Origin of the sequence: Bacillus sp. BD59S (assembly GCF_007363175.1) — a bacterium.
In the GTDB taxonomy this organism is placed as follows: Bacteria; Bacillota; Bacilli; order Bacillales; family Bacillaceae_G; genus Bacillus_A; species Bacillus_A pacificus.
Map to the genome: position 1 here is coordinate 3556385 of NZ_CP034686.1, position 26557 is coordinate 3582941.

At 37.2% G+C, this 26557-nt stretch carries 24 protein-coding genes; 1 reads left to right on the plus strand and 23 read right to left on the minus strand.

Annotated features, from left to right (window positions below; all coding sequences use genetic code 11):
- Positions 1–2 precede the first annotated feature (2 nt).
- The 10 genes from smc to EKQ63_RS20530 form a co-directional block, all read right to left on the minus strand.
- Positions 3–3572 (minus strand): chromosome segregation protein SMC, encoded by a 3570-nt coding sequence (smc, locus tag EKQ63_RS20485; RefSeq protein WP_087954493.1) that lies wholly within the window; start codon positions 3570–3572, stop codon positions 3–5.
- 147 nt (positions 3573–3719) lie between these two features.
- Positions 3720–4457, minus strand: coding sequence for a ribonuclease III (gene rncS / locus EKQ63_RS20490; protein ID WP_001146876.1), 738 nt, complete (start codon positions 4455–4457; stop codon positions 3720–3722).
- A 58-nt stretch (positions 4458–4515) separates the two neighbouring features.
- The gene (gene acpP / locus EKQ63_RS20495) at positions 4516–4749 is read right to left on the minus strand and encodes an acyl carrier protein (protein ID WP_000786062.1); all 234 of its coding nucleotides are present in this window, start codon (positions 4747–4749) and stop codon (positions 4516–4518) included.
- Between the two features lie 69 nt (positions 4750–4818).
- Complete coding sequence (fabG, locus tag EKQ63_RS20500) at positions 4819–5559, minus strand: 3-oxoacyl-[acyl-carrier-protein] reductase (RefSeq protein WP_016718306.1); 741 nt, start codon at positions 5557–5559, stop codon at positions 4819–4821.
- Positions 5559–6503 (minus strand): ACP S-malonyltransferase, encoded by a 945-nt coding sequence (fabD, locus tag EKQ63_RS20505; protein WP_087954492.1) that lies wholly within the window; start codon positions 6501–6503, stop codon positions 5559–5561. Before fabD ends, fabG begins: the two co-directional genes overlap by 1 nt.
- A gap of 14 nt (positions 6504–6517) precedes the next feature.
- Positions 6518–7510, minus strand: a complete 993-nt coding sequence (gene plsX / locus EKQ63_RS20510; protein ID WP_000684108.1) for a phosphate acyltransferase PlsX — start codon at positions 7508–7510, stop codon at positions 6518–6520.
- Entirely contained in the window at positions 7507–8100 is a 594-nt protein-coding gene (fapR, locus tag EKQ63_RS20515; RefSeq protein ID WP_000747352.1) for a transcription factor FapR, read from the minus strand. The genes plsX and fapR overlap by 4 nt, the downstream gene beginning before the upstream one ends.
- A gap of 88 nt (positions 8101–8188) precedes the next feature.
- Positions 8189–10237, minus strand: coding sequence for an ATP-dependent DNA helicase RecG (recG, locus tag EKQ63_RS20520; protein WP_087954491.1), 2049 nt, complete (start codon positions 10235–10237; stop codon positions 8189–8191).
- Positions 10238–10525: 288 nt separating this feature from the next.
- The gene (locus tag EKQ63_RS20525; protein WP_087954490.1) at positions 10526–12202 is read right to left on the minus strand and encodes a DAK2 domain-containing protein; all 1677 of its coding nucleotides are present in this window, start codon (positions 12200–12202) and stop codon (positions 10526–10528) included.
- A gap of 22 nt (positions 12203–12224) precedes the next feature.
- Positions 12225–12587 (minus strand): Asp23/Gls24 family envelope stress response protein, encoded by a 363-nt coding sequence (locus EKQ63_RS20530; RefSeq protein WP_000021109.1) that lies wholly within the window; start codon positions 12585–12587, stop codon positions 12225–12227.
- A 378-nt stretch (positions 12588–12965) separates the two neighbouring features.
- Between EKQ63_RS20530 and rpmB the strand changes: the two genes are divergently transcribed.
- A complete protein-coding gene (gene rpmB, locus EKQ63_RS20535; protein ID WP_000124776.1) occupies positions 12966–13154 on the plus strand; it encodes a 50S ribosomal protein L28 in 189 nt (62 codons plus the stop codon).
- 73 nt (positions 13155–13227) lie between these two features.
- Here rpmB and spoVM read toward each other — a convergent pair whose 3' ends face one another.
- The 13 genes from spoVM to rpoZ form a co-directional block, all read right to left on the minus strand.
- Positions 13228–13308 (minus strand): stage V sporulation protein SpoVM, encoded by an 81-nt coding sequence (spoVM, locus tag EKQ63_RS20540; RefSeq protein ID WP_001213599.1) that lies wholly within the window; start codon positions 13306–13308, stop codon positions 13228–13230.
- 66 nt (positions 13309–13374) lie between these two features.
- Entirely contained in the window at positions 13375–14055 is a 681-nt protein-coding gene (locus tag EKQ63_RS20545) for a thiamine diphosphokinase (protein WP_143881470.1), read from the minus strand.
- 99 nt (positions 14056–14154) lie between these two features.
- Positions 14155–14799, minus strand: a complete 645-nt coding sequence (gene rpe / locus EKQ63_RS20550; protein ID WP_000589966.1) for a ribulose-phosphate 3-epimerase — start codon at positions 14797–14799, stop codon at positions 14155–14157.
- 2 nt (positions 14800–14801) lie between these two features.
- On the minus strand, positions 14802–15683 hold the full coding sequence (rsgA, locus tag EKQ63_RS20555; protein ID WP_001113936.1) for a ribosome small subunit-dependent GTPase A: 882 nt from the start codon (positions 15681–15683) through the stop codon (positions 14802–14804).
- 268 nt (positions 15684–15951) lie between these two features.
- A complete protein-coding gene (gene prkC / locus EKQ63_RS20560; protein WP_087954488.1) occupies positions 15952–17925 on the minus strand; it encodes a serine/threonine protein kinase PrkC in 1974 nt (657 codons plus the stop codon).
- An 8-nt stretch (positions 17926–17933) separates the two neighbouring features.
- Entirely contained in the window at positions 17934–18686 is a 753-nt protein-coding gene (locus EKQ63_RS20565; protein ID WP_000648696.1) for a Stp1/IreP family PP2C-type Ser/Thr phosphatase, read from the minus strand.
- Between the two features lie 4 nt (positions 18687–18690).
- Positions 18691–19779: a dual-specificity RNA methyltransferase RlmN gene (rlmN, locus tag EKQ63_RS20570; protein ID WP_000450543.1), complete on the minus strand. Its 1089-nt coding sequence runs from the start codon at positions 19777–19779 to the stop codon at positions 18691–18693.
- A 4-nt stretch (positions 19780–19783) separates the two neighbouring features.
- Complete coding sequence (gene rsmB / locus EKQ63_RS20575) at positions 19784–21118, minus strand: 16S rRNA (cytosine(967)-C(5))-methyltransferase RsmB (RefSeq protein ID WP_087954487.1); 1335 nt, start codon at positions 21116–21118, stop codon at positions 19784–19786.
- The gene (gene fmt, locus EKQ63_RS20580; protein WP_048550510.1) at positions 21115–22059 is read right to left on the minus strand and encodes a methionyl-tRNA formyltransferase; all 945 of its coding nucleotides are present in this window, start codon (positions 22057–22059) and stop codon (positions 21115–21117) included. Before fmt ends, rsmB begins: the two co-directional genes overlap by 4 nt.
- A gap of 23 nt (positions 22060–22082) precedes the next feature.
- Positions 22083–22553: a peptide deformylase gene (gene def / locus EKQ63_RS20585; RefSeq protein WP_000279468.1), complete on the minus strand. Its 471-nt coding sequence runs from the start codon at positions 22551–22553 to the stop codon at positions 22083–22085.
- An 11-nt stretch (positions 22554–22564) separates the two neighbouring features.
- Positions 22565–24970, minus strand: coding sequence for a primosomal protein N' (priA, locus tag EKQ63_RS20590; RefSeq protein WP_143881471.1), 2406 nt, complete (start codon positions 24968–24970; stop codon positions 22565–22567).
- Positions 24967–26172: a bifunctional phosphopantothenoylcysteine decarboxylase/phosphopantothenate--cysteine ligase CoaBC gene (gene coaBC / locus EKQ63_RS20595; protein ID WP_087996526.1), complete on the minus strand. Its 1206-nt coding sequence runs from the start codon at positions 26170–26172 to the stop codon at positions 24967–24969. Before coaBC ends, priA begins: the two co-directional genes overlap by 4 nt.
- A 172-nt stretch (positions 26173–26344) precedes the next feature.
- Positions 26345–26557: a DNA-directed RNA polymerase subunit omega gene (gene rpoZ, locus EKQ63_RS20600; protein WP_000933969.1), complete on the minus strand. Its 213-nt coding sequence runs from the start codon at positions 26555–26557 to the stop codon at positions 26345–26347.

Sequence of the window (26557 nt, forward strand, 5' to 3'; positions counted from 1 at the left end):
TCCTATTTGCTTGCAACTAGTTCTTCTCCATCATCTAAACGAACCGAAACAAGTTTAGATACCCCTGACTCTTGCATTGTTACACCGTACAATACGTCAGACTCTTCCATTGTACCTTTTCTATGTGTAATTACAATAAACTGTGTCTCATCACTAAATTTCTTTAAATACTGAGCAAAACGGGCAACGTTTGCCTCATCTAGAGCAGCCTCTACCTCATCTAATACACAGAATGGGACTGGGCGCACTTTTAAAATACCAAATAGCAGCGCAATTGCCGTTAAAGCACGCTCTCCACCTGAAAGTAAACCTAAGTTTTGCAGTTTCTTCCCTGGCGGTTGCGCTACAATATCAATACCAGTATTTAATAAGTCCTCTGGATTTGTCATAACTAAATCCGCTCTACCGCCTCCAAATAATTCAGAGAACACCGATTGAAACTCCATTCGAATTCCTTCAAACGTAGTAGAAAAGCGTTTTTTCATTTCTTCATCCATTTCAGTAATAAGTTGGTGCAATGTCGTTTTTGCTTCTTCTAGATCATCTTTTTGCTCTAGTAAGAATGTATGACGCTCTGCCACACGCTCATACTCATCAATTGCTCCTAAGTTTACTGTGCCTAACTCTTCAATGGAGAGTTTAATTAGTTTCACCTTTTTACGTGCATCCTCAGCAGGCATCACCATTGTATACTTCAGTTTTGCCGCTTCAAATGAAATCGTATATGTTTCACGTAAATGTTGTAATCTATTTTCTAACTCTACATCAAGTCGGTTTATTTTTACCTCTTGATCTTTTAACATCTCAAGAATGTATTTATGTTTACCTGTTGTTTCTTTCAGGTTACGCTCTAACTGTTCTACTCTCTCTTGTAACGATATACGTTGCTCACGACGAGAGCGAATTAACTCTGAAGTTTGATTACGATCATATGCTTTCTTCTCAATCATATTCGTAATTTGTTCTTCACCACTTGAATTCGATGTCATTTCTTGTTTTAAGAATGCTAAATCCTCTTTCGTTTTGACAAGTGTTGCATCGGTTTCTTCTTTTTCCTTCGTCAATCGTTCTACTTTTTCTTTTTGATTAGATAAGCGTTGTTGCTTTTCAGCTGCTAACACTTTTAACTCAGTCATTTCTTTTTGAACTTTTTCTTTCGAAGAATGTTGCTCACTTTTTTGTTTTGTTAAAGCTGTGATTTTGCTATCTAATTCCGTAATCTCTGCCTGAAGAGTCGCCAAAATCTTTTCTAACTCTTCTTTACGGCCTTGCATTTTCACTTGGTCTTGCAAGAATCCTTCAATCTCTAAATCGTAAATAGATAAACGATCATTAATACGATGTTCTTCTAATTCTAAGCGATTAATTTCTTCTCTTAATTTCTGTTCATCTACACGCTCTGCTTCTACACTTTGCCTTAGTTCGCGTATTTGCACTTCTTTTTCTTGAATCTCTTGCTTTACTGCTTTAACAAAGTTTTCTAACTTCGTCGTTTTTTCTTCCATATCAGTTAACTTGCTCGTCCACTCTTCTAATTCACGTTGACGTCCTAATAAAGAAGATTTCGCTTGTTTTACCGCTCCACCTGTCATAGAACCGCCAGGGTTTACTACATCACCTTCGATTGTTACAATGCGATAACGGTATTGTAGTTGTTTCGCCAACTCATTCGCTCCGCGTAAATCTTTCGCAACAATAACAGTACCTAATAAATTTGAAACTACATTTTCATATTTATTGTTATATTGCACAAGTTCTGCCGCCACACCTACAAACGATGGATGCTGATTTACAATACGTAATTGCTCAAATGATAACGATCTACCTTTAATAACAGCTTGCGGTAAAAACGTTGCTCGTCCATGTTTATTCTGTTTTAAAAACGCAATTGCATTACGAGCATGTTCTTCTTTTTGTACAACTATATGCTGCATCGCTGCACCTAGAGCGATTTCCATTGCAATTTCATATTCTTTCGGTACCGTTAGCAGTTCTGCAACAGCACCCTCAATACCTTGCAACCTATTTTCTCTAGCTTTTAATACTTCACGTACCCCTTGATAGAAACCAGAGTAGTCCTCTTGCATCTCTTCTAGCATTTCTTTGCGAGATCGTGCCTGTTGTACAAATTGATACGCTTGATACAGTTTTGTTTCGTTTTCACTATACTGCGCCTTGCATTTCCCAAGTGCCGCTTCTGTCTTTTGTATATTAGAAAGAATTCCAGCTACTTTTTCTTTTACTTGTTCATAACTTTCCACAAGTTTTGTCTTTTTCGCTGTAATTTCCATACGCATTTCTACATATTTCGCATTTTCTTCATCAAGGCGTTCATTTTTTGAGTTTTGTTGTTTAGATTGTTCTTCAATCATAGATAACTCATTACGATGACTAGCTTGTTGATTTAAAAGTTCAATATAGTCACCTTTTAAATTCTCAATTTGTTCCTCTAAATTGTCAGCAAACGTTGCAAGTAATTGCTCATTATCATGCAATTTCGTCTCTAACTCTTTTACATGATTTACAAATTGCATCAATACTTCTGTACTCGATTCAATTTCACCATCATAACTTGTAGCTTTCTCTGTTAATTCAACAATTAACTGTTCGAGTTGTGCACAATGCGTCGTTGCATTTTGCTTTCTCTCTTTTAATAGCTCACGCTGTCCTTCTAACTTTTCTAGCTCTTTACTAGAAAGTAAAAGTACTTCTTGCAGGGAATCTACAGACTCATCTACTGCTTGTAATTGACCTCGTAATTCCTCTAGCTCTTCTTCACCTTTTTGTAAATGCGTTGACATTTTAGCTTCTTCGTTTTTATTATGCCCAAACTGATTTCGAAGCGCTTCCCATTTCTCATGCAATTCTTCAATTTCATGTACAATAAGTGCCGCTTCTACTTTCTCTAATTCTTCTTTTTTCTCGAGATAATCTTTCGCAATAGAAGCTTGTCTTTCTAAAGGTTCTACTTGACTACTTAATTCGTGAATTATATCTTGTACACGATTTAAGTTTTCTTGTGTGTCTGCTAATTTTCCTTCAGCTTTCTTTTTACGAAGTTTGTATTTCAGCACTCCTGCTGCTTCTTCAAATACACCACGACGTTCTTCTGATTTACTACTTAAAATCTCTTCAACTTTCCCCTGACTAATAATCGAAAACGCTTCTCTTCCCATACCAGAGTCCATAAATAAGTCGATAATATCTTTCAATCTACATGATTGTTTATTAATATAAAAATCACTATCACCAGAACGAGATACACGACGCGTTACACACACCTCATTATATTCAATCGGTAAACGTTGATCCTCATTATTTAAAGTTATCGTTACTTCAGCAACATTAACTGCTCTTCTCGTATCACTGCCTGCAAAAATAATATCTTCCATCTTTGCACCACGTAATGATTTTGCCGATTGTTCACCAAGTACCCAGCGAATGGCATCCGTAATATTACTTTTCCCGCTTCCATTAGGTCCTACTACAGACGTTACACCTGGGACGAAATCAACAGATACACGCTCAGCAAAAGACTTAAATCCTGCTATTTCTAATCTTTTTAAAAACACGAAAGGCCTTCCTCCTATTCTCCGTTGCTATAAATGTTGTTTATACAAAAACAAACTATTATACGGATTTTATTTCCTTACATTTACAAACGAAAGGAAAGTTTCATTCTATGCACAAGGAATCCCCCTCATTCAAAGGGGGATTCCTTATAGTTGTTCTTTTAACTTTTTCAACGCTTCTGCAGCAGCTTGTTGCTCTGCTTCTTTTTTCGACTTGCCACTACCAAGTCCTAAAGCCACGTTATTTAACGTAACACGTGACACAAATTCTCGATTGTGGGCCGGTCCTTTTTCTTGCAAAATTTGATACTCAATATTGCCACTACCATCACGCTGAATCAACTCTTGTAATTGACTCTTATAATCCATCACATGAGAAAAAGCACCCTCATTAATTTTAGGGTATACAATTTCTTTTAAGAAGCCCCATACTGTTTCTAGCCCTTGATCAAGATAAAGGGCACCAATAAACGCTTCAAAGACATCCGCTAATAAAGCTGGTCGTTCACGTCCGCCTGTCATTTCCTCACCTTTTCCTAATAAAACAAGGCTACCAAATGACAACTCGTTTGCAAAACGAACAAGAGATGGTTCACATACAATAGCTGCACGTAGTTTTGTTAACTCTCCTTCGCTCATTGTCGGATATTTTTGAAACAGATACTGCGATACAGTAAGTTCCAATACTGCATCTCCAAGGAATTCGAGACGCTCATTGTCTTCATGCGGTTTTTTTCGATGCTCATTCACATACGATGAATGCGTAAATGCTTGAATCAATAATTTTTCATCTGTAAACGTAATACCTATCTTTTCTTGAAATACTTTAAACGCTTCACGATATTTTGTTTCGTATTTTTTTTCTCTATATTTACGGTACGGCATAGGTCCCTCCAGATATAAGCCGAGAAGCCCCGCTAAAAAACGGGACTTCATTCAAGCATTATAGATGACTCTCTATGTAAGTCACAGCATCGCCAACAGTAGCAATCTTTTCAGCATCTTCATCAGAAATTTCCATTTCGAATTCGTCTTCTAATTGCATTACAAGTTCTACTACATCTAGGGAGTCTGCTCCTAAATCTTCCTTGAAGCTTGCAGCTGGTACTACTTCTGTTTCTTCTACTCCTAAACGATCAACGATGATTTTTGTTACACGCTCTAAAACATCTGCCATTCCATTCACCTCCCCTCAAATATTATATTAAATATTGTCCAAAAAAACTAGCTGAAATCGATTCTTTTATTACATTACCATACCGCCATCAACATTTAACGTTTGACCTGTAATATATTTGCTTTGATCAGAAGCAAAAAACGTTACAGCATTCGCGATATCTTGCGCCTCACCAAACTGAGCTGCAGGAATTAATTTTAACATTTCAGCTTTTATATTTTCATCTAATACGTCTGTCATATCTGTCGCAATAAATCCAGGAGCAATTGCATTTACAGTAATATTACGGCTCGCTAACTCTTTTGCTGATGTTTTTGTTAATCCAATTACACCCGCTTTAGCAGCAACATAGTTTGCTTGTCCTGGGTTTCCCGTTACTCCGACAACAGAAGCGATATTTACAATACGTCCATGACGTTGACGCATCATATATCGAGATACTGCCTTTGTACATAAGAATACACCTTTTAGGTTTGTATTAATAACTGTATCCCATTCTTCTTCTTTCATACGCATTAATAAATTATCTTTTGTTACCCCTGCATTATTCACAAGAATATCAACTTGTCCAAATGCATCTACAGTTTGTTTCACCATAGTTGTAACGTCTTCAGCATTTGCAACATCTGCTCTTACTGCAATTGCATCCGAACCTAATTTCTTTATTTCATCAACTACTTCATTTGCCTTTTGCTCGTTACCAGCATAATTTACTACAACATTTGCCCCTTGTTTTGCTAAATCAATCGCAATTGCACGACCAATTCCACGTGAAGCACCCGTTACTAATGCTACTTTCCCTTTTAACATCAGTTTTCTCCTCTCAAATTCGAAATGGTATCTTGTAATGTCTCTTCATCGTATATCGCGTATGCTTTCACTGATGAATCAATTGACTTCATAAGTCCAGCAAGTACTTTCCCAGGTCCAATCTCAATAAATGTATCTACCCCTTGACTCACCATATATTCAATGGATGGGTACCATAAGACAGGCGAATAGAGCTGTTCGATCAGCTTTTCTTGAATATGCGCACCACTTGTAATAACGTCTGCTGTTACATTTGCGATTACCGGAATATTCGTATCTTGAATTGTAATTTCATTTAAGACACTTTGGAATTTCTCCGCCGCTGGCTTCATAAGCGCAGAGTGGAACGGTCCACTTACTTTAAGCGGAATTGCTCTCTTCGCACCATTTTCTTTCGCTCTTTGAGAAGCAATCTCGACTCCTTGCTTTGTTCCAGAAATCACAATTTGCTTCGTACTATTCATATTAGCAATTTGTACTGCATATCCTTCACTTGTTACTTCTTCTGTAACTTGTTTCAGCATATGTGGGTCAGCACCTAAAATAGCCGCCATTGCACCTTCTCCGCCAGGAACAGCTTCTTCCATATATTCCCCACGTTTCCTTACAGCATATACTGCATCCTCAAAAGTTAATGCACCTGCTGCTACAAGAGCGCTATACTCACCTAAACTATGCCCTGCGACAAAGTCTGGTGTAACATCATACTCTTTTAAAGCTGTCAAAATAGCAAAACTCGTTGTTAATAAAGCAGGTTGCGCATTTGTTGTTAACGTAAGCTTTTCCTGCGGCCCTTCAAAAATCACTTCTGAAAGTGAGTCTTGCAACACCTCATCTGCTTTTGCAAATACATTTGCAACCTCTTTATTATTCTCTGCTAACTGTTTACCCATTCCAACTGCCTGTGAACCTTGGCCCGGAAAAAGAAATGCTAGTTTTCCCATTTCAAATCCTCCTCTTATTGGAGTGGCTCTTTCTCCATTACGCTTGAAATAGTAGGAATCACTTCTTTCGCTACCATTTCTCTCGTCTGACGAATCGCACTAAATATCGATTGGTCATTGGAAGAACCGTGAGCCTTAATGACAGGAGCCTTCAATCCAAATAATGCCGCTCCTCCATACTCCGAATAATCCATTTTATCTTTTAATACCATAAGTTTTGGCTTTAATACCGCTGCTGCTAATTTGCTCGTAAACGAACTCATTAACTGTTCTTTTAACATAGAGAATAATGCAAGTGCTGTTCCTTCTAATGATTTCAGTGCTACATTCCCTGTAAAACCATCACATACAACAACATCTGCTACACCTTGCAATAAATCTCTTGATTCAACGTTCCCAACGAAATTAATTGGGGCATCTTTAAGCATTGCAAAGACTTGTTTTGAAAGCTCGTTACCTTTACCATCTTCTGTTCCAACGTTCAAAAGTCCAACGCGAGGATTTTTAATTCCTCTTACTTTCTCAGCATATACAGATCCCATTACTGCATATTGATATAAATGAATTGGTTTTGCATCAACGTTCGCTCCAACATCTAACATAACAAAACCTTCTCCATCAACAGTTGGCATTGTAGGGGATAAAGCTGGACGCTCAATTCCTTCCATACGACCTACAACAAACAATCCAGCCGCCATTAAAGCTCCTGTACTACCGGCTGATATACAAGCATCCGCTACACCGTCTTTCACTTGCTGCGCCGCAAGTACCATTGAAGCTTGTTTTTTTCGACGAACCGCTCTTACTGGTTCATCTGTCGATTCGATTTTTTCATCTGTATGAAGTATAGTAATTCGTTCTTCACTCGTTAAGTATTGACGAATTTCCTCTTCTTTCCCCACTAACGTAATATGTAAATCAGAATATTCCTTAATAGCTTTCATTGCTCCTAGTACGACAGCCTTTGGAGCATGATCGCCGCCCATTGCATCTATTGCGATTTTCATAAGTTGTTACCTTCCTCACTATAATTACTAGATCGATACATTTCAAAAGTGCCTGTGAAAACAAGTTCTTCTCCAACAAAGCTACGCACTTTGACAACCGTCCGCCCTTTATCATTCTCTACATCTTCCACGCGCGCTTTTGCAACAACACGCTCTCCTAATTTTACAGGACGAATGTATCGAATGGTAGACTTTGCAGTTAAAGCTAATTCTTCATCAATAACTGCAACAGCTAGTGAGTTTGCTTGTGCAAACAAATGATGCCCACGGGCAATTTGATTCCTTTTAAATACGTGTTCTACCTTCACTTCAAAGATAGAAATCGCATGTCTATCTAATTCTATATCAATAATTTCTCCGACAACCTCTTCTAATGGTAAAGATTTCACATCTTCTTCATGTTGCTTTGTAGCTACATGTTTAATTCTTTCTCTTAATTCAGGAATAGACAATTCCATACGATCAAGACGTACGGTTTGTATGCTCACTTGAAATTTTTCTGCTAAATCTTCATCCGTAATAAAAGGATTCGTTTCTATCGTTTGTTGTAATAATTCTTGTCTTTCTTTTTTACTTCTTCTTTTTTTCATACCGCACCATCCATTTTTATGACTAGGTACTAACAGTAGTATATAATCATTAAAAGTAGAATGCAACAAAAACTTTTGTTGCCTCCCTTTAATCGAGCTTCTCTCCCTGGAACACACCTGTCCCGTCAAGATACGTACGCAATGACGCATATTGATCATTATGCCAAAAAGCTTCTGAATCTACTAGTAACGCCGCATCTTGTCTAGCTGTTTCTAACGCCCGATAATCATGTACCATATCAGCAACCTTGAATTCTGGTAAACCACTTTGCTTACTCCCAAAGAAATCTCCAGGACCTCTTAACTCTAAATCTTTTTCCGACAATACAAATCCATCATTCGTTTCGGTCATAATACGCATTCGTTCTTTTCCCGTTTCCGATTTTGGATCCGCGATTAATAAACAATACGATTGTTCACTACCACGCCCAACACGTCCTCTTAGCTGATGAAGCTGTGATAAACCGAAACGCTCTGCATCATAAATAACCATTACAGTCGCATTCGGTACGTTCACACCTACTTCAACAACTGTTGTCGACACAAGAATTTGCACTTTATTTTCACTAAATTGCCCCATTATCTCTTCTTTTTCTTGAGATGATAATCTTCCATGCATTAATCCGACTTGACATTTCCCCTGATAATGATGAGTCAGCATACTATGTAAGTCAATTGCATTTTGTACATCAAGTTTCTCAGATTCTTCAATAAGGGGACAAATAACATATGCTTGTCTTCCTTTTTTTATCTCTTTCTCTACAAAACCGAGAACACGATCTAACATGTCATGTTTTGCCCAGTATGTTTCAATTACCTTTCTACCAGCTGGCATCTCATCGATTATAGAAACGTCCATCTCTCCAAATGCAGTAATTGCTAACGTACGTGGAATTGGTGTTGCTGTCATAAATAGTACATCTGGACTTTCACCTTTCTCACGTAAAACTCGTCGCTGCGCTACACCAAATCGATGTTGTTCATCAGTAATCACGAGACCTAACCTATGAAAAATAACTTCATCTTGAATTAAAGCATGCGTTCCAACAAGGATATCTATTTCTCCTTGTTCTAATTTTGCCAAAATCTCTCGGCGTCTCACGCCTTTAACTGAACTTGTTAACAATTCAACCTTCATACCAAAGTGCGAGAACGTCTCTGCAAGCGATTGATAATGTTGTTCTGCTAAAATTTCTGTTGGAACCATTAAAGCACCTTGATAATGCGCTAATTTCGCTGCATAAAGACCAATTGCAGCAACCACCGTTTTACCAGAACCTACATCACCTTGCAACAGACGATTCATTCGATAAGGAGATGTCATATCTTTCATAATTTCATCTACAACTCGGCTTTGCGCACCAGTTAACGGAAACGGAAGTGCATCAATAAACTCTTGCAATTCTTCTGAAGGAATTTCTTTTTTCGTCCCTTTCGAATTTTCCCTCTCCATTTTTCGTAACGTTTGCATTTTTAACTGAAATAAGAAAAACTCCTCATATACAAAACGGCGACGCGCTTGCTTCAAGTCTTCCTGCCCCGCTGGAAAGTGCAAAGCCCGAAGCGCTTCATAACGTGGCAGTAATTTATACCGACTTAGCAATCCATCTGGTAACACTTCAACTATAGAGTCTCCATACTCCTTTAACGCTTGTGCAATAAAACGGCGCATCTGTTTTACTGTAAGTTTCCCTTTCACTGAGTACACAGGCTCCACTTCTTGTTGACGTACAACCGGTCCAAAATGAAGTTCTGATACCGCAATCGTTTGACGATGCTGGTCCCATTTACCAGTAATCGTTACCGTTTCATCTAAATTTAACTTCTGCTTATAGTACGGCCTATTAAAACATACAGCTGTAATTAAATAACGACCTACGAGGACACGAACCGTAAGACGCGACTTCTTCTTCCCATAATATTGCAGTAAAGGAGCACTATGAACTTTCCCCTCAACTGTTACACGTTCATCATGCTTTACTTCTGCAAGATCTTTCATCGCATAGTCTTCATAACGGTACGGAAAATGTTCTAATAGATGAGAAACTGTATAAATTCCCATCTCGTGTAGTAATTCAGATGTTTCTCCTCCGATTCCCTTTACATCCGTAACAGGAACTTGTACAACTTCATTCAAGATTCTCACGCTCCGTCACATTATTTTTTGATTCATTATCCATTAACATGATTGACATCTGTAATCGCTCTCTTTCACCCTATATATTCTATCATAGGCATTCTAAGAGAAACTACTCAAATCCCTCATAAGTAACACGAAAGAAAAGAGCCTCACTTTTAGCAGCAAGGCTCTTTTTTATCTTCAATATGCTAGCCTTTTGAATAAAAACTAGTAATAAACTTCATATTACTACTTCTTATCCATTAGCAAGTAAGTAATCCATTTATTTTCAAAACGAATTTTTTCTTATTCTACAGAGAAGATGAAAGAATACACCGGTTGGTTTCCAGTATGTACTTCTACTTCTGCATCTTCAAAATTCTCTTCTACAAACTCAACTAATTCAGCTACCTCTTCGTCAGTTGCATCTTCACCTTGTAGAATCGTTACGATTTCAGAATCTTCATCAATTAGTGCTTCTAGTAATTGCTTCGCAGCCCCTACTTTTTCAGCATTTGTTGATACGATTTTTCCATCTGCGATACACATGAAATCATCTTTTTGAATTGCCACACCATCAATTTCCGTATCACGTACAGCATACGTAATTTGACCTGTTTTCACATGAGATAAAGCTTCTTTCATGTTTTCTTCATTTTCTTCTAGCGTTCCAACTGGATTAAATGCTAACATTGCAGCCATACCTTGAGGAACTGTTTTTGAACGAACTACAATCACTTCTTGATCCACAACTGACGCTGCTTGTTCTGCTGCCATTACGATATTCCCGTTGTTCGGTAAAATAATGATTTTTTCAGCGTTTGCTTCTTCAATCGCTTTCACGATGTCCTCAGTACTCGGATTCATCGTTTGGCCACCTTCGATAACTTTCGTCGCGCCAATGCTTTCAAATAAAGTTTTAATACCAGATCCCATAGCTACAGTTACGATACCATATGGTTGTTTCTCTTTAGGCTGGCTAGTTGGCTCAGGCATCATAGCAGGCTCATCTAATAAAGCAGTATGCTGTTCGCGCATATTCTCTACTTTAATCTTGATTAAACTACCGTAACGTTGTCCGTAGTTCATAGCGTCTCCAGGATGCTCTGCATGAATATGAACTTTTACAATTTCATCATCAGATACAACTAGTAATGAATCACCATACACACTAATATCTTCACGGAATTTTTGTTCAGAGAAATTATGTTCTTTCACTTTATCAGCTTCTAATTTCACCATGAACTCCGTACAATATCCATACTTAATATCTTCTGTACTCAATTGGCTTTGTACACTACGGTGATGTTCTGCGCGCACCATTTCATTCATAGATGGTTGGGCAGGTGCATCAGAAGAAATCGTTTCTCCTTTTAAGTCAGCTAAAAACCCTTCGTATACTACTACAAGACCTTTACCACCGCTATCTACAACGCCAACTTGTTTTAATACAGGTAATAAATCTGGCGTACGATTTAACGATGCATTTGCTTCTTTCACAACGTCTTCCATAAACAAAACAAAGTCGCGCTGTTTTTTCGCAACTGTTACTGCATATTTACCCGTTTCTCTTGCAACCGTTAAAATCGTTCCTTCAATCGGTTTCATAACCGCTTTGTAAGCCGCCTCTACTCCAGCTTCTAAAGCTGCAGCAAAATCAACTGTTGTTAATTCTTCTTTTTGTTCAATGGATTTTGAGAAACCACGGAACAACTGAGATAAAATAACTCCAGAGTTACCACGAGCTCCCATTAATAATCCTTTGGCTAAACTTACACCGACTTTACCAGCATGTTGTGAAGGATTTGCTTTCACTTCACGTGCGCCTGAAGTCATAGATAAGTTCATGTTTGTACCGGTATCGCCATCTGGAACTGGAAATACGTTTAATGCATCAACAAGCTGAACATTATTTGTTAAATTATTCGCTCCTTGAATGATCATTTGTGATAAACGTTTTCCATCAATTTTTTGAATTGACACAGATTTTCCTCCTTAATGCACATTACAAGTTTATTACTTTAACTCCTTGTACGTAGATGTTTACAGAATCTACTGCTAGTCCTACAGTTTGATCTAATGTATATTTCACTTTCGTCTGCACGTTATGTGCTACTTCTGAAATTTTCGTACCATAGCTCACAATAATATACATATCAATATGTACTTCATCTTCATCTTTACGAACAATAACACCTCTAGTGAAATTTTCTTTTCGTAAAATGTCTGTTAATCCATCTTTTAACTGATTTTTTGATGCCATACCTACGATACCGTAGCAATCTACCGCGGCACCTCCAGCAATTGTTGCAATTACATCTGTACTAATATCAATTTGACCGTACTTCGTTTTAATTTCAATTGACATCTCGTTTTCCCCCTTCATAAATGGTGAAAGTGAGTTAGACTACTTTAGTTACTATCATATAATCTTTTTAAAGAAAATTCCATCGTTCTTTCTTTTTCACTCTCATATTTTATGTTGAAAACTACACTTTTTTATGATGAGCAAAATAGTCCATTGTTATTATACAACATGTATCACTATAATATGTCAAGCAATTTTTCTTGATTTCAACTTTTCTTCATTGACATATAGTGTCAAGTAATTTTTCTTGATTTCTTTTTTCTACAGTGTTGCATTCTCTTTTTAGTTGTGTTAAATTATAGTAGTGTTTTTAGCATCGCATAAAAGACTAACATTGAAAAATTACGTATGGTAAGGTATCAAGGGAGGGAAATATAAATGGCTCGTGTTTGTGCTATTACTGGAAGAAAAGCTCGTTCTGGTAACTCTCGTTCTCACGCAATGAACGCTACAAAACGTAAGTGGGGCGCTAACCTTCAAAAAGTTCGCGTACGCATCGACGGAAAAGTTCAACGTGTTTACGTTTCTGCTAGAGCATTAAAATCTGGCAAAATCGAACGTGTTTAATAATAAAAAAAAGAGCCGCTAGGCTCTTTTTTTACTATACCAATGGAAAAAGCACCGGTAATAGGTGCTTTTTTTAATCTTTTTTGAAGGTATTTAACATGGCACGAACAATTCCACCAAGAAATTTAGGTAACTTAATTGTATAAAATCTCATGGTTTCCCTCCTAATCCCCATTACTCCACTTGTTCACTATATGATGTAAGGAGCAAAATTGTTTCTTTAATCAGTGCTTCTTATCACCATTAATATGCCAGAAGTAAATGAAAAAGTACCTTTTTCCTCAACGAGTTCATTACTAATACAAAGTGTTGATCCCCACTCTATTTTTTTATTCGTTAGAGGATATTTAAAACCAAGTAATGTAATCCCTTCCACTATTTCAGTAACAGGCACAAAAGATATATAAGGGAAATTTTTATTTTCTTCAATTATATGTGTACCCTCTCTTTTTACACTTATTTCATTTTGATTATCTACAATACACATTTCTATTCCTACTTCTAATCCTTTTAAAAGCATCTGTATATTCGCTAAACCGTGATCAAGTCTTCCGCCAGTAGCACCAAAAATACGAATGAGTGCCGGATTTTGTTCTAACGCCCAGTTAATCGCAATTTCTAAATCTGTTTGATCTTTTTCACGAGGAACAATATGTAAATCATTTGTTTGTTGCCCCATCCACGCTAATTCTTCTTCCGTAACCGAGTCATAATCTCCAAACGCAACAGCAGGAGTAATACCTCTTTTTAATAAACGATATACTCCTCTATCAACTGCCGCCCACACTACTTTCTCATTTTCATATGGAGAAAAATCTGCACAATATTCCGCAGGTCCTCCCGCTAAAATATGAATAATCATGTTTCCTTCCCCTTCTATTGTAAAAAGGCAATCTGCCATTCGGTAGATTGCCTTTTTACATATTTTTTCTCTATCCTTTATAAATAGTGAAAACTTACTATACTAGAAGATTCACTGGGATAAAGACTCGTTCATTCATTATCCACGAATGACACGAATTGCTTCACCTCGGTCTTTTTGATTGTATACTGCTGACCCAGCTACAAGTACATTTGCTCCTGCTTCCACACAAAGTCTTGCTGTTTCAGCGTTTACACCACCATCAACTTCAATTTCTACTTCTAGATTGCGCTCTTTAACCATTTCTGCAACTTGTTTAATTTTCGGTAATACAGAATGGATAAATTTCTGTCCACCAAATCCAGGGTTTACTGTCATAAGTAATACCATATCAATATCTTCTAATACATGCTCAATCACTGAAACTGGCGTATGCGGATTTAATACAACTCCTGCTTTAATGCCATGAGATTTAATTAACTGAATTGTACGATGTAAATGAGGACACGCCTCTACATGAACAGTAATAATATCCGCTCCCGCTTTTGCGAAAGTCGGGATATAGTTATCAGGATTTTCAATCATTAAATGTACATCTAACGGTAACGATGTGATTGGACGGATTGCTTCTACAATTAATGGTCCAATCGTAATATTTGGTACGAAATGTCCATCCATTACATCGACGTGAATGTAATCCGCTCCGCCTTTTTCTACATCTTTAATCTCTTCCCCTAATTTTGAAAAATCTGCTGATAAGATCGATGGTGCAATTTTAATCATAACTAATACCTCGGCTTTCTCTCTCTAATTTCTTCTACAAATTGTTTGTAATTCTTATAACGATATTCTGTAATCTTCCCCTCTTCAACCGCAGCCTTCACAGCACATTTCGGTTCAGAAAGATGTGTACACCCTCTAAATTTACAGTATTGGCTCGCTTCTTTCAACTCTGGAAAACAATATGTAAGATCTTCTACCTCTATATCTATGAAATCGAGTGAACTAAAACCAGGTGTATCTGCAACTAGTCCGCTTCCAATCGCAATTAATTCTACGTGTCTTGTCGTATGTTTCCCGCGTCCTAAATGTGAGGAAATATCATTCGTTTTCAGTTCTAATTCTGGACGTAAGACGTTAAGCATAGAAGATTTTCCAACACCAGATTGCCCCGCAACAACGGAAACACAACCTTCTAAGAACGGTTTTAAAATATCAATACTTTCCGATGTATTTATAGAAGTAAATAATACATCATATCCCATCTCACGATAGTCATTTGCATAAGATTCAACAGTCTCTCTCATTTTTTCATCCACTAAATCCATCTTACTAATGCAAATAATCGGCTTAATGTTATGATATTCAATCAGCACTAAAAATCGATCTAACAGTCCCGGATTAAAATCTGGTTCTACTGCTGAAAAAACAAGAATTGCTTGATCAACATTAGCAATAGGAGGCCTGACAAGTTCATTTTTTCGATCAAATACTTCAAGCACGTATCCTTCACTTGGATTATCAGCCTGAAAAACAACTTGGTCTCCTACCAGTGGTGTAATTTTATTTTTTCTAAACACACCACGCCCGCGACATTGTGTAATCCCTTCTTCATGCTGCACATAATAAAATCCACTTAGAGCTTTTACAATTTTTCCTTCTGGCATATAATTCTCCTTTATTCTGTATAAAGTGAAGCTGTAATTCATATTGAATGGATTATCATTCTTTAAATAAAGATTTCAAAACCGGTCATATATACACATTAATATATTTAATCTACCATCAAATTTAAAATATTATTTATAACAGTATCACTTTTATATCTTTTTGAATCATATATTTTTGCCTGTTATACAGTCCACTATATGTAGACAGCATAACAGGCAGAAGTAATACATTCCATTCTCTCTAAAAAGAAAATGGAATTCATTATTATTGAGTTGGATATGGTACTTCTTTGTCAATAATCGTTACACCATCTCGTACAATTTTATAATGTCCTTTTGTACCTTCTTGAATTACAAATTCTAATGAAATAGTTGCCGACTCTGAAATTGTTCTAGTTTCAATTGGTCTATCCATTTTTTGTTGCATATCTTCTTTATAAATTTCTATCGTTTGCGGTTTTTTCTCACCTATTATAGAAGACTCATACGGAATAGAAATATTATCTACTTTCACTGTTTTCGTTACTTTCGGCTTAGGACCTTCTGAGATGACAATCGTCACTTTATCTCCTTCTTTTAACGGCGTTCCTGGTTTTGGAGATTGCGAAATTACAAGTCCTTTATCAACAGTATCAGAATACTCTCGTTTTATATCTGGAGTTAGTTTCCTCTCATTCAAATAACCATTGACACTATTTTCAGTCCATCCTGAAAAGTCACCTGGTCTAATTTGATAAGGACCCTTACTTACCCAAATTTTCAAGTCTTGTTCCGCCTCTACTACCATTTGATCCGGCGTCGGAATTTGCTCAACGATTTCACCTTTTGGTCTATCATTTTCAATATAATTTATTGTAACTTGTTTATATTTTTCTTCTAATTCAGACCTTATGCTCTCAAAATCTTTTCCTGTGAGATCACTCATCTTATTTTTCTTTTTCCCACCCGATTGATAGATAGTAATTTTAGAGTTCTCTTTCACGACTCTTCCGGCCGCAGGGTCTGTTTTTAGAACACCACCGACCTCTACATCATCTGTATATACAATATTAGGTTCCGTAACCTCAAAACCCTTTTCAACTAATGTATTTACTGCAGTCGTATATTTCATACCAGACACATCAGGGACTTTTACATCTTTTGGAATAAAGAATCCTGGAATAACAGTAAGGGCTAACGTTATTCCGATCGCTAAAAGTAAAAATGTTGTAATTAAAATTTTGAGCCATTTATTACTTCGTTTTTTCTTCTTACTTAATTCTACTTCTTCTTTTCTGTTCTGTTCATCCACTTTACTTCCTTTTAAAACAATTGTTTCATCGGTTATATTTTCGAATAATTGTTCTTGTTGAATAATCGGAATCGCTTTCGTCGCTTCCATATCTTCCGGTATGTAAAATGGCTGCTCATTTATCCTCTCTGGATATAGCGCAGTTTCAATATCTCGTTTCATCGCATTGGCAGATTGATATCGATGAAACGGATCTTTCGCAGTTGCCTTTAATATAATATTTTCGACACTTTGCGGAATATGTTCATTCCATCTTCTCGGAGATGGAATTTCACTTTGTAAATGTTTTAAAGCTATAGCAACAGCAGATTCACCAGAAAACGGTTGTCTTCCTGTTAACAACTCAAACATAACAATCCCTAGGGAATAAATATCTGATTGTTTATTTGCTATCCCGCCGCGTGCTTGTTCTGGTGATAAATAATGCACCGAACCGAGTACTGAATTTGTATGTGTAATTGTTGTTGCACTTGTAGCTGTCGCAATTCCAAAATCTGTTACTTTTATTACTCCATCAGCTCGAATTAAAATATTGTGCGGTTTAATATCGCGGTGCACAATTTCAAAATGATGGGCGTGTGCCATGGCGGATGTTAACTGCTCCATAATATCAAGAGCTTCTCCTATCGGTAACATCCCTCGCTCAATTATGTATTGCTTCAATGTTTGTCCTGGTACATACTCCATTACAAGATAATATATACCATCTTCTTCTCCGACATCATACATATTCACAATATTTGGATGCGACAACGTTGTAACAGACTGCGCTTCTCGATGGAAACGTTTAATAAACTCTTCGTTATTTGAATAGTCGAGTCTTAATATTTTCACCGCTACATCTCGGCCTAGTATATCATCATGAGCTAAATACACATTGGCCATTCCACCGCCACCAATCATTTTCAGTAGCTTATAACGGTCATTTAAGCGTTTTCCAATCAGCACGTTGCACTTCACCTACTTTCGTTTGTCGAACCCGCATAATCAATCAGAACAAGGGTGATATTATCTTCCCCGCCACGATCATTCGCCAATTGAATGAGACGCTGTCCCTTAGTTTCTAGCTGTTCATTTAACTGTAAAACTTGTTGCATATCAGCAATAGAAACTTTGTTAGATAGTCCATCAGAGCAAAGAAGTAACTGATCATCTTCCTCTAGCACTAATGTTTTCACATCTAATCCGACTTTCTCTTCTGTTCCTAATGCCCTTAACAAAACATTCTTTTTCGGGTGATATTCTGCGTCTTCTTTTGAAATTTCACCATGTCTCACAAGTTCATTGACAAGTGAGTGATCTTCCGTTACAAGCGAGATTTCCCCCTCTGATACCATATAACAACGACTATCTCCTATATGACCTATCGTCACAAAATTTGGTGTACAAATCGCTATTATAAGTGTTGTTCCCATACCGTTACATTCTACATGTTGCTTAGAGTATTCATATATACGCTCATTAATAATCCCCACACTAGTATGTAACCACTCTTCTACTTTTTTTGGCTCGTTCATATTATGCGTTTGCTTCCAATAATCATGGAATAATTGAATGGTCATCGAGCTAGCTACATCACCAGCTCGATGACCTCCCATTCCATCTGCTACTACCGCTAAAATATTTCCATCTAAATTGTGAAAAACTCCTGCACTATCTTCATTATGTTGACGAACTTTTCCTTTATCTGATAGAAACACGGCTTTCATCTCGTCACCTCGTCTCTTCTTTGCGCTCCTTCGCACGCAACTGACCGCAGGCTGCATCAATATCATGACCTTGTTCACGGCGAATCGTTACATTTACTCCACGATCTTTTAACGTTTTTTCAAATAAGAAAATTTGTTCACGTGGCGTACGTACATAATCACGTTCAGGTACGTAGTTTACCGGAATTAAGTTCACATGACATTTTACACCTTTCAAGAGCGCAGCAAGCTCTTCAGCGTGCTCAACTTGGTCATTTTCGCCTCCAAATAGTCCATATTCAAAAGTAATACGACGCCCTGTTCTATTTACATAGTATTTTATAGCCTCCATCAAATCTGGTAGCTTATAAGCACGGTTAATCGGCATTAATTTTGAACGTAATTCTGAGTTTGGAGCATGCAGTGAAATCGCAAAATTAATTTGTAAGTCTTCTTCAGCGAACTTATAAATTTTTGGGATGATTCCACTTGTCGAAACTGTCATATGTCTCGCACCAATATGCAGTCCTTTTTCATGGTTAATGATACGTAAGAATCCCATTAAATTATCATAGTTATCAAATGGTTCTCCAATTCCCATAACGACAAGAGAACTTACACGTTCTTCTGATTCATCAAGTGCACGTTGCACTTCTACTACTTGTGCTACAATTTCTCCAGCTTCTAAGTTTCGCTTTAAACCGCCAAGCGTTGAAGCACAGAACGTACACCCAATACGACAACCTACTTGTGTTGTTACACAAATGGAATTTCCATATTCATGTCGCATTAATACCGTTTCAATAGAATATCCATCATATAATTGGAATAAGAATTTAATTGTTCCATCCGAAGACGTTTGTTTTACTAACGTATTTAAAGTAGTAATATCAAAGGAATTCGACAATTTTTCACGCAATCCTTTAGAAAGGTTTGACATATCCTCATAATTTTTTACACGTTTTTTATATAACCAATCAAAAATTTGTCCAGCACGGAACTTTGGTTCTCCTTGCTCCTTTAACCAATCTTGCATTTCATGAAGTTGTAAAGAGTAAATTGATGGTTTTTTCGTTTCTAAATTTTTCTTTTGTTTTCTCACAGTCGTTTCCACGATGCTACACCTTCTTCCTTAAACAAGCAATATAAAAGCCATCTGTTGCAAAATAATGCGGTAAAATTTGTACTTGACCTTCATCAATATACGGACTTAGCTTTTCTGGCATACGCTCTTTTATCGTAGTATCCCACTCGAACTCAGGATGCTCTTGTAAAAATCGTTCTATTACTTGTTCATTTTCTATTTTCTCAATTGTACACGTACTATAAACAAGGCGACCACCTTGTTTTAATAACGGTGCGATTTTTTCTAGTATTGCAAGTTGAATCGTCGATAATCTTTCACTATCGCCTTTATCTTTACCTAACTTAATATCAGGCTTACGTCTAATCACACCAAATCCAGAACATGGGGCATCTACTAATATTTTATCAAACGTTTCATTTGCAAAGTGTTCTTGCACTTTTCTAGCATCTAATGCCTTTGTTTCGACATTTCCTAGACCAAGTCGCTCTGCTTGTTGTTTAATTAAACGTACTTTGTGTGCATGTAAATCAAGGGACATGACTTGACCAGTTCCTTTTAATCGCTCTGCAATATGCGTTGTTTTTCCACCTGGAGCAGCACAACTATCAAGAACTACATCTCCCTCATCTGGTTCTAAGGCACGTGCTACCAGCATAGAACTTTCATCTTGAATAGAAAGAAAACCTTTTTTAAACGCATCTGTGTGCGCTACATTTCCTTTTTCAATTTGAATTGCATCATCTGATAAATCGCCACGCTTCGCTTCTATACCTTCACTAGCCAATAATGTAATTGCTTCTTCTACTGTTATTTTATCAACATTTACACGCGCTGTTGGTACAGGCGGTAACATGTTCACTTCACACATTTTCTCAGCAATTTCTAAACCATATTCTGAAGCCCATTCTTGGACAAGCCAAACTGGATGACTTGTTGCAATTGCCAAGCGTTCTACTGGATCTTTGATTTCATCTACAGAAGGTACACCTTCTCTTTGAATCGAACGTAATACACCGTTCACCATACCAGCAATTCCTTTATGCCCGCGACGCTTTGCAATCTCAACCGCTTCATGAATAGCCGCTCTTTCGGGCACTCGGTCTAAATAAATCATTTGATATAAAGATAAGCGAAGCAATACTCTTACCCACGCTTCAACCTTCTTTTTTAAAAAAGGCTGTAAATAATAATCTAATGTGTCACGACGTTGGATTGTTCCATATACAATTTCAGTTAATAAACCAATATCTTTTCTATCAATTGTACTTTTTTCAATTAGATTATTTAAAAGTAAGTTACTGTATGCACCACTTTTTTCTACTTGAATTAAACCATCAAGAGCTAATTCACGAACATTTTGTCTCATGCATTTTCTCCTAACTTCGTTCCAATTTCAGGTTTTGTGCCACGTAAAAATTGCGCACAACTCATACGCTTTTTACCAGAAGGTTGCAATTCTGTAACTTTAACACCCGTTTCATTACCAGTTGCTACAACAAAACCATCTTCTTCGATCGCAACAATCGTACCTGCTTCAGCTGATTTCGTTACAGGTACTTTTTCTCCCCACCATACTTTAACAACTTGTCCCGCTAAAGTTGTATAAGCAACTGGCCATGGATTCAATCCGCGAATGTGATTGTATACTTCTTCACCTGTTTTTGTCCAATCAATTTTCTCTTGCTCACGTTTTATATTATATGCAAACGTTACTTCTTCCTCGTTTTGTTTAATTGGTTCTAACTTACCTTGAATTAGTAAAGGTACTGTTTTAGATAGAAGATGTGCCCCTGCTTCACTTAACTTATCAAATAACGAGCCTGTCGTTTCACGCTCTTCAATTTCCACTTCTACTTGTGTTAAGATATCACCAGCATCCAATTTTTCTACCATATACATAATTGTAATACCTGTTTTTTCTTTCCCTTCCATAATTGCATAATGGATTGGTGCACCGCCACGAAGTTCAGGAAGTAAAGAAGCGTGGACGTTAATACATCCATACTTCGGTGCTTCTAAAATTTCATTTGGTACAATTTGACCGAACGCAGCTGTTACAATTAAATCTGGCTCTAATGCCAATACTTTTTCATATTCGTCTTTTTCACGAATTCTTAACGGCTGTAACACCGGAATACCATGCTTTTCTGCTTCCACTTTAACAGGTGTAGGTGTTAATACTTTTTTTCTACCTACCGGACGATCTGGTTGCGTCACAACACCTATTACATCATAGCCATCTTCAATAAGACGACGAAGCACCGGCACTGAAAAGTCCGGTGTTCCCATAAATACTACTTTTATCATTTAAAAACCGCTCCTTTTAATACCTATTCTAATTCGTTTTCCTCATAATATCTTGTCACTTTCGATGTAAATAACACACCGTGTAAATGATCGATTTCATGTTGAATTGCACGCGCTAAAAACCCTTCTGCTTCTAGTAAAAACACTTTACCTCTGCGATTTTGCGCACGCACTTTAATATAATCCGCACGTTCCACTTCACCATAAAGTCCCGGGAAGCTTAAACAGCCTTCGGGACCTACTTGTTCACCACGTTTTTCTAGTATCGATGGATTAATTAACTCGATTTTCCCAGTATCATCACCGATATCAACTACCGCCACTTGCAAGCTTACCCCTACTTGAGGCGCAGCTAAACCGACTCCGTCCGCAATTAACATTGTTTCATGCATATCTTTCAACAATTTCACTAACTTTTTATCAAAGTTAATTACTCTTTCACACGGTGTTTCTAACACTTCATTTGGATGCTTTACTATTTCTAAAACTGCCATATTTCCCTCCGCTACATTAACATTGTTGGATTAAAATCAATTGAGATTTGTAGCTCTTTTTGCATTTCTGCTTGATAATGTTCATTTACCATTTTGAGCACGTTCTTTAAGTTTGGTTCCCGTTTGTATTTTATCATGCATTGATAACGATATCTATCTTTTATCCTTGGAATTGCTGAAGCAACCGGTCCTAACACCATTGTTTGCTGCGAACAGTGCGACCGTAAATGACCGACAATTTTTTCCGTCACTTGTACCGCCTTTAATAATTCCGGATGAGATACCGTCACAAGTACAACATAGTAATAAGGTGGATATTGTCTCGTTCGTCTCATTTGCATTTCTTGGTCAAAAAACACATCATATTGTTGGTTCTTTGCTAACTCTATACTGTAATGTTCTGGCGTATACGTTTGAATGATAACTTCCCCTGGCAATTCATGTCGGCCTGCTCGCCCACTTACTTGCGTCAATAACTGATAAGTCTTTTCACTCGCCCGAAAATCAGGTAAATGAAGCATCGTATCAGCAGTTAAAACCCCAACAAGCGTTACTTTTGGAAAATCTAACCCTTTTGCAATCATTTGTGTTCCAAGTAATATATCTGCTTTTTCTTCCCCGAACGCCTTTAATAATTTCTCATGCATCCCTTTACGACTCGTCGTATCTACATCCATTCGAATGACTCGTGCCTCTGGAAATAGTTTGGTAATTTCCTCTTCTACCTTTTGCGTACCTGTACCAAAGAAACGAATGTATGTACTTTGACAAGCAGGACACGCAGTCGGCATATTTTCTTCGTAACTGCAATAATGGCATTTTAAACGATGGTTCATTTTATGATATGTCAGCGAGATATCACAATGCGGACATTGTACAACGTACCCGCAATCACGGCACATAACAAATGTAGAATGCCCCCTTCTATTTAAAAAGAGCACCATTTGTTCTTTCTTTTCTAACCGATCTGCTATTTTTTCATGCAGCGCCTTTGAAAACATGGAGCGATTCCCGTCACGAAGTTCTTCACGCATATCAACAATCTCTACTGTCGGTAAAGCTTGTTCGTTCATACGTTTTTCCATCGTCAGTAATTCATACACCCCTTTTTTCGCTCTTGCAAACGATTCAAGCGTCGGTGTTGCACTACCAAGAACGATAGGACATTTATGATATTGTCCCCTCCACACAGCTACATCCCTTGCATGATACCTCGGATTATCTTCTTGCTTATAGCTCGATTCATGTTCCTCATCAATAATAATAATCCCTAAATTTTCAAAAGGAGCAAATACAGCTGAGCGTGCACCAACTACGACTTTCACTTCTTTTCTTAAAATCTTACGCCATTCATCATATTTTTCTCCAACAGACAGCGCACTATGAAGAACTGCAACTTGTGAGCCAAATCTACCTTTAAAACGATCTACCATCTGAGGCGTTAGTGCAATTTCAGGAACAAGTACAATAGCTTCTTTTCCTTTCTCGAGCACCGCTGCTATAGATTGTAAATATACTTCTGTTTTTCCGCTTCCTGTAACACCATATAGTAAAAATGGATTGTAAGTTTCATTTGTAATTGATGATAAAATCGGTGTAATAACTTGCTTTTGTTCCTCAGTAAGTGGGAATGGTTTCGTTTGTTCAAAATCGTCATCGTCATACGGATTTCGGTACACCTCCACATACTTTTCTGAGAGTAGCCCCTTTTTAACAAGTGCTTTAATTGGAGCATCTGTTATTTGCAACTCTTCTGTTATTACTTTCAACGGCATACTTTTATAATTTTCCACAAAATAATAGAGTACATCTTGTTGTTTTTTACTTTTCAGTTCAAATGCTGCTAATTCCAATTTATCTTCTGGCAACTCCGGTTGAACGATTCTTTGTTTCTTCTTTTGTACTTTATCTTTTACGTGATAAACGACTTCAATCGTGCCATGTTTAATTTCTTGTTGAATCGTGCGGTATAGATGTGGCTGCGTCTCAATCGCTTCCCAATCTATCGCTTCTTTGTCCTGAAATAAAAACAGTAGTTCAGGTGCTACTTCTTCTTGTTTACGAAGCTGTAGACGTTTTTTATATGTTGCTTTTATCGCCGTTGGAAGCATAACTTGAAAAGCTGAAATCATATAACATAACGTTTCACTTGTAAGCCAATACCCAAGCTTTAACAACTCTTCATTTAAAACCGGTGTTACATCTAAAATTTCATGGATTGTCTTTAACTTCTTATTTTCTACTTCAACAGAATCTTTAATCCCAATAATAAAACCTTGCAATTTCCTTGGGCCAAACGGAACTACTACACGCATGCCTGTCTGGACAATATCTTCCCATTTTTTAGGGATAATATAATCAAATGGTCGATCTGTCTGACGTGCAGGTACATCAACAATTACACTTGCAAATTTCATAGACGATCATCTTCTAACATCATTTCAATTTGCTTTAATATTTCATGAGCAACCTCTTTCTTCGTTAAAAGTGGCAACTCTATAACTTCTCCATCTTTTCTATACATTGTTACAATGTTCGTATCTGTACCAAATCCAGCTCCTTGCGCCTTTACGTCGTTTGCAACAATCATATTCGCATTTTTCTCACGTAATTTTTTCGTTGCATATTCCTCTACGTTTGTCGTTTCAGCCGCAAAACCGATAAGTAACTGTTTGTCCTTCATCTCACCTAATGTTTTTAAAATATCTACTGTTCTCTCAAGTTCAATTACAGCATCGCCATTTTTCTTTTTCATTTTATTATCATGAACATATTTCGGGCGATAATCTGCAACTGCTGCTGTTTTAATAACAACATCTACGTCTTGATAATGTTGAATAACTGCCTCTAACATATCTTGTGCCGATTCCACTTGCACTGTAGTTACATGTAATGGTGGATGTAATGCTGTCGGTCCCGAAACGAGTATGACGTCAGCACCTAAGTTCGCTGCTACTTCCGCAATCGCATATCCCATTTTTCCAGAAGAAAAATTAGTCATAAAACGAACTGGATCAATCTTTTCACGCGTTGGACCAGCAGTTATTAATATTCTTTTTCCATGTAATGGTTTTTGTTCTGAAAAAGCCTCTTCTAACCGTGCGATAATCGCTTCAGGTTCTTCTAATCTTCCTTTCGCTACATAACCACACGCTAAAAAACCTTCTCCGGGCTCAATAAATGTATATCCTAACGTTTTTAACGTCATCATATTTTTTTGAACAATTTTATTTTCATACATATGCACATTCATAGCAGGTGCAATCCACACTGGGGCTGTAGTAGCTAGCAAAGTAGTTGTAATCATATCATCTGCAATACCGTTAGCTAACTTTCCAATACAATTGGCTGTAGCAGGTGCAACAAGTACAACATCTGCCCAATCTGCTAAATCGATATGAGCAATAACAGCTGAGTCTTTCTCATCGAATGTATCCGTATATACATCATGGCGAGAAAGCGCTTGGAATGTAAGAGGTGTAACAAATTTCATTGCCGACTCACTCATCATTACTTTTACAATAGCACCAGCTTGTGTCAATTTACTCGTTAACGCAGCCGCTTTAAAGACCGCAATGCCTCCTGTTACACATAAAAGTATCTTTTTCCCTTTTAGCATATGGCTCGTCCTCTTTCTTTTTCAAACTTATAATACTGAAACAAGATTATCAGCTCATCAGTATCAATATTTCTTCCCTACCGTAAAAAAATAACAACCTACTTGTAAATAGGTTGTTACCGTTACATAGAAAATTATAAAGTCTATGTTTTAAATTGTCGAAGACAAAGTCTTATTCAGTTACTTTATCTTCACTTGGTACGTAGCTTAACGCTTCAATATCGATTTCTTCTAATGCTTTACCTACACATTTATGAGAAACTGGTTTTTCTACAACACAGTTATTAGCAAGTTGCATTTCGCGCGCACGTTTTGCAGCCACTGTTACAAGTGTATATTTAGAATCGATTTTTGTTAGTAATGAATCAATTGATGGATTTAACAT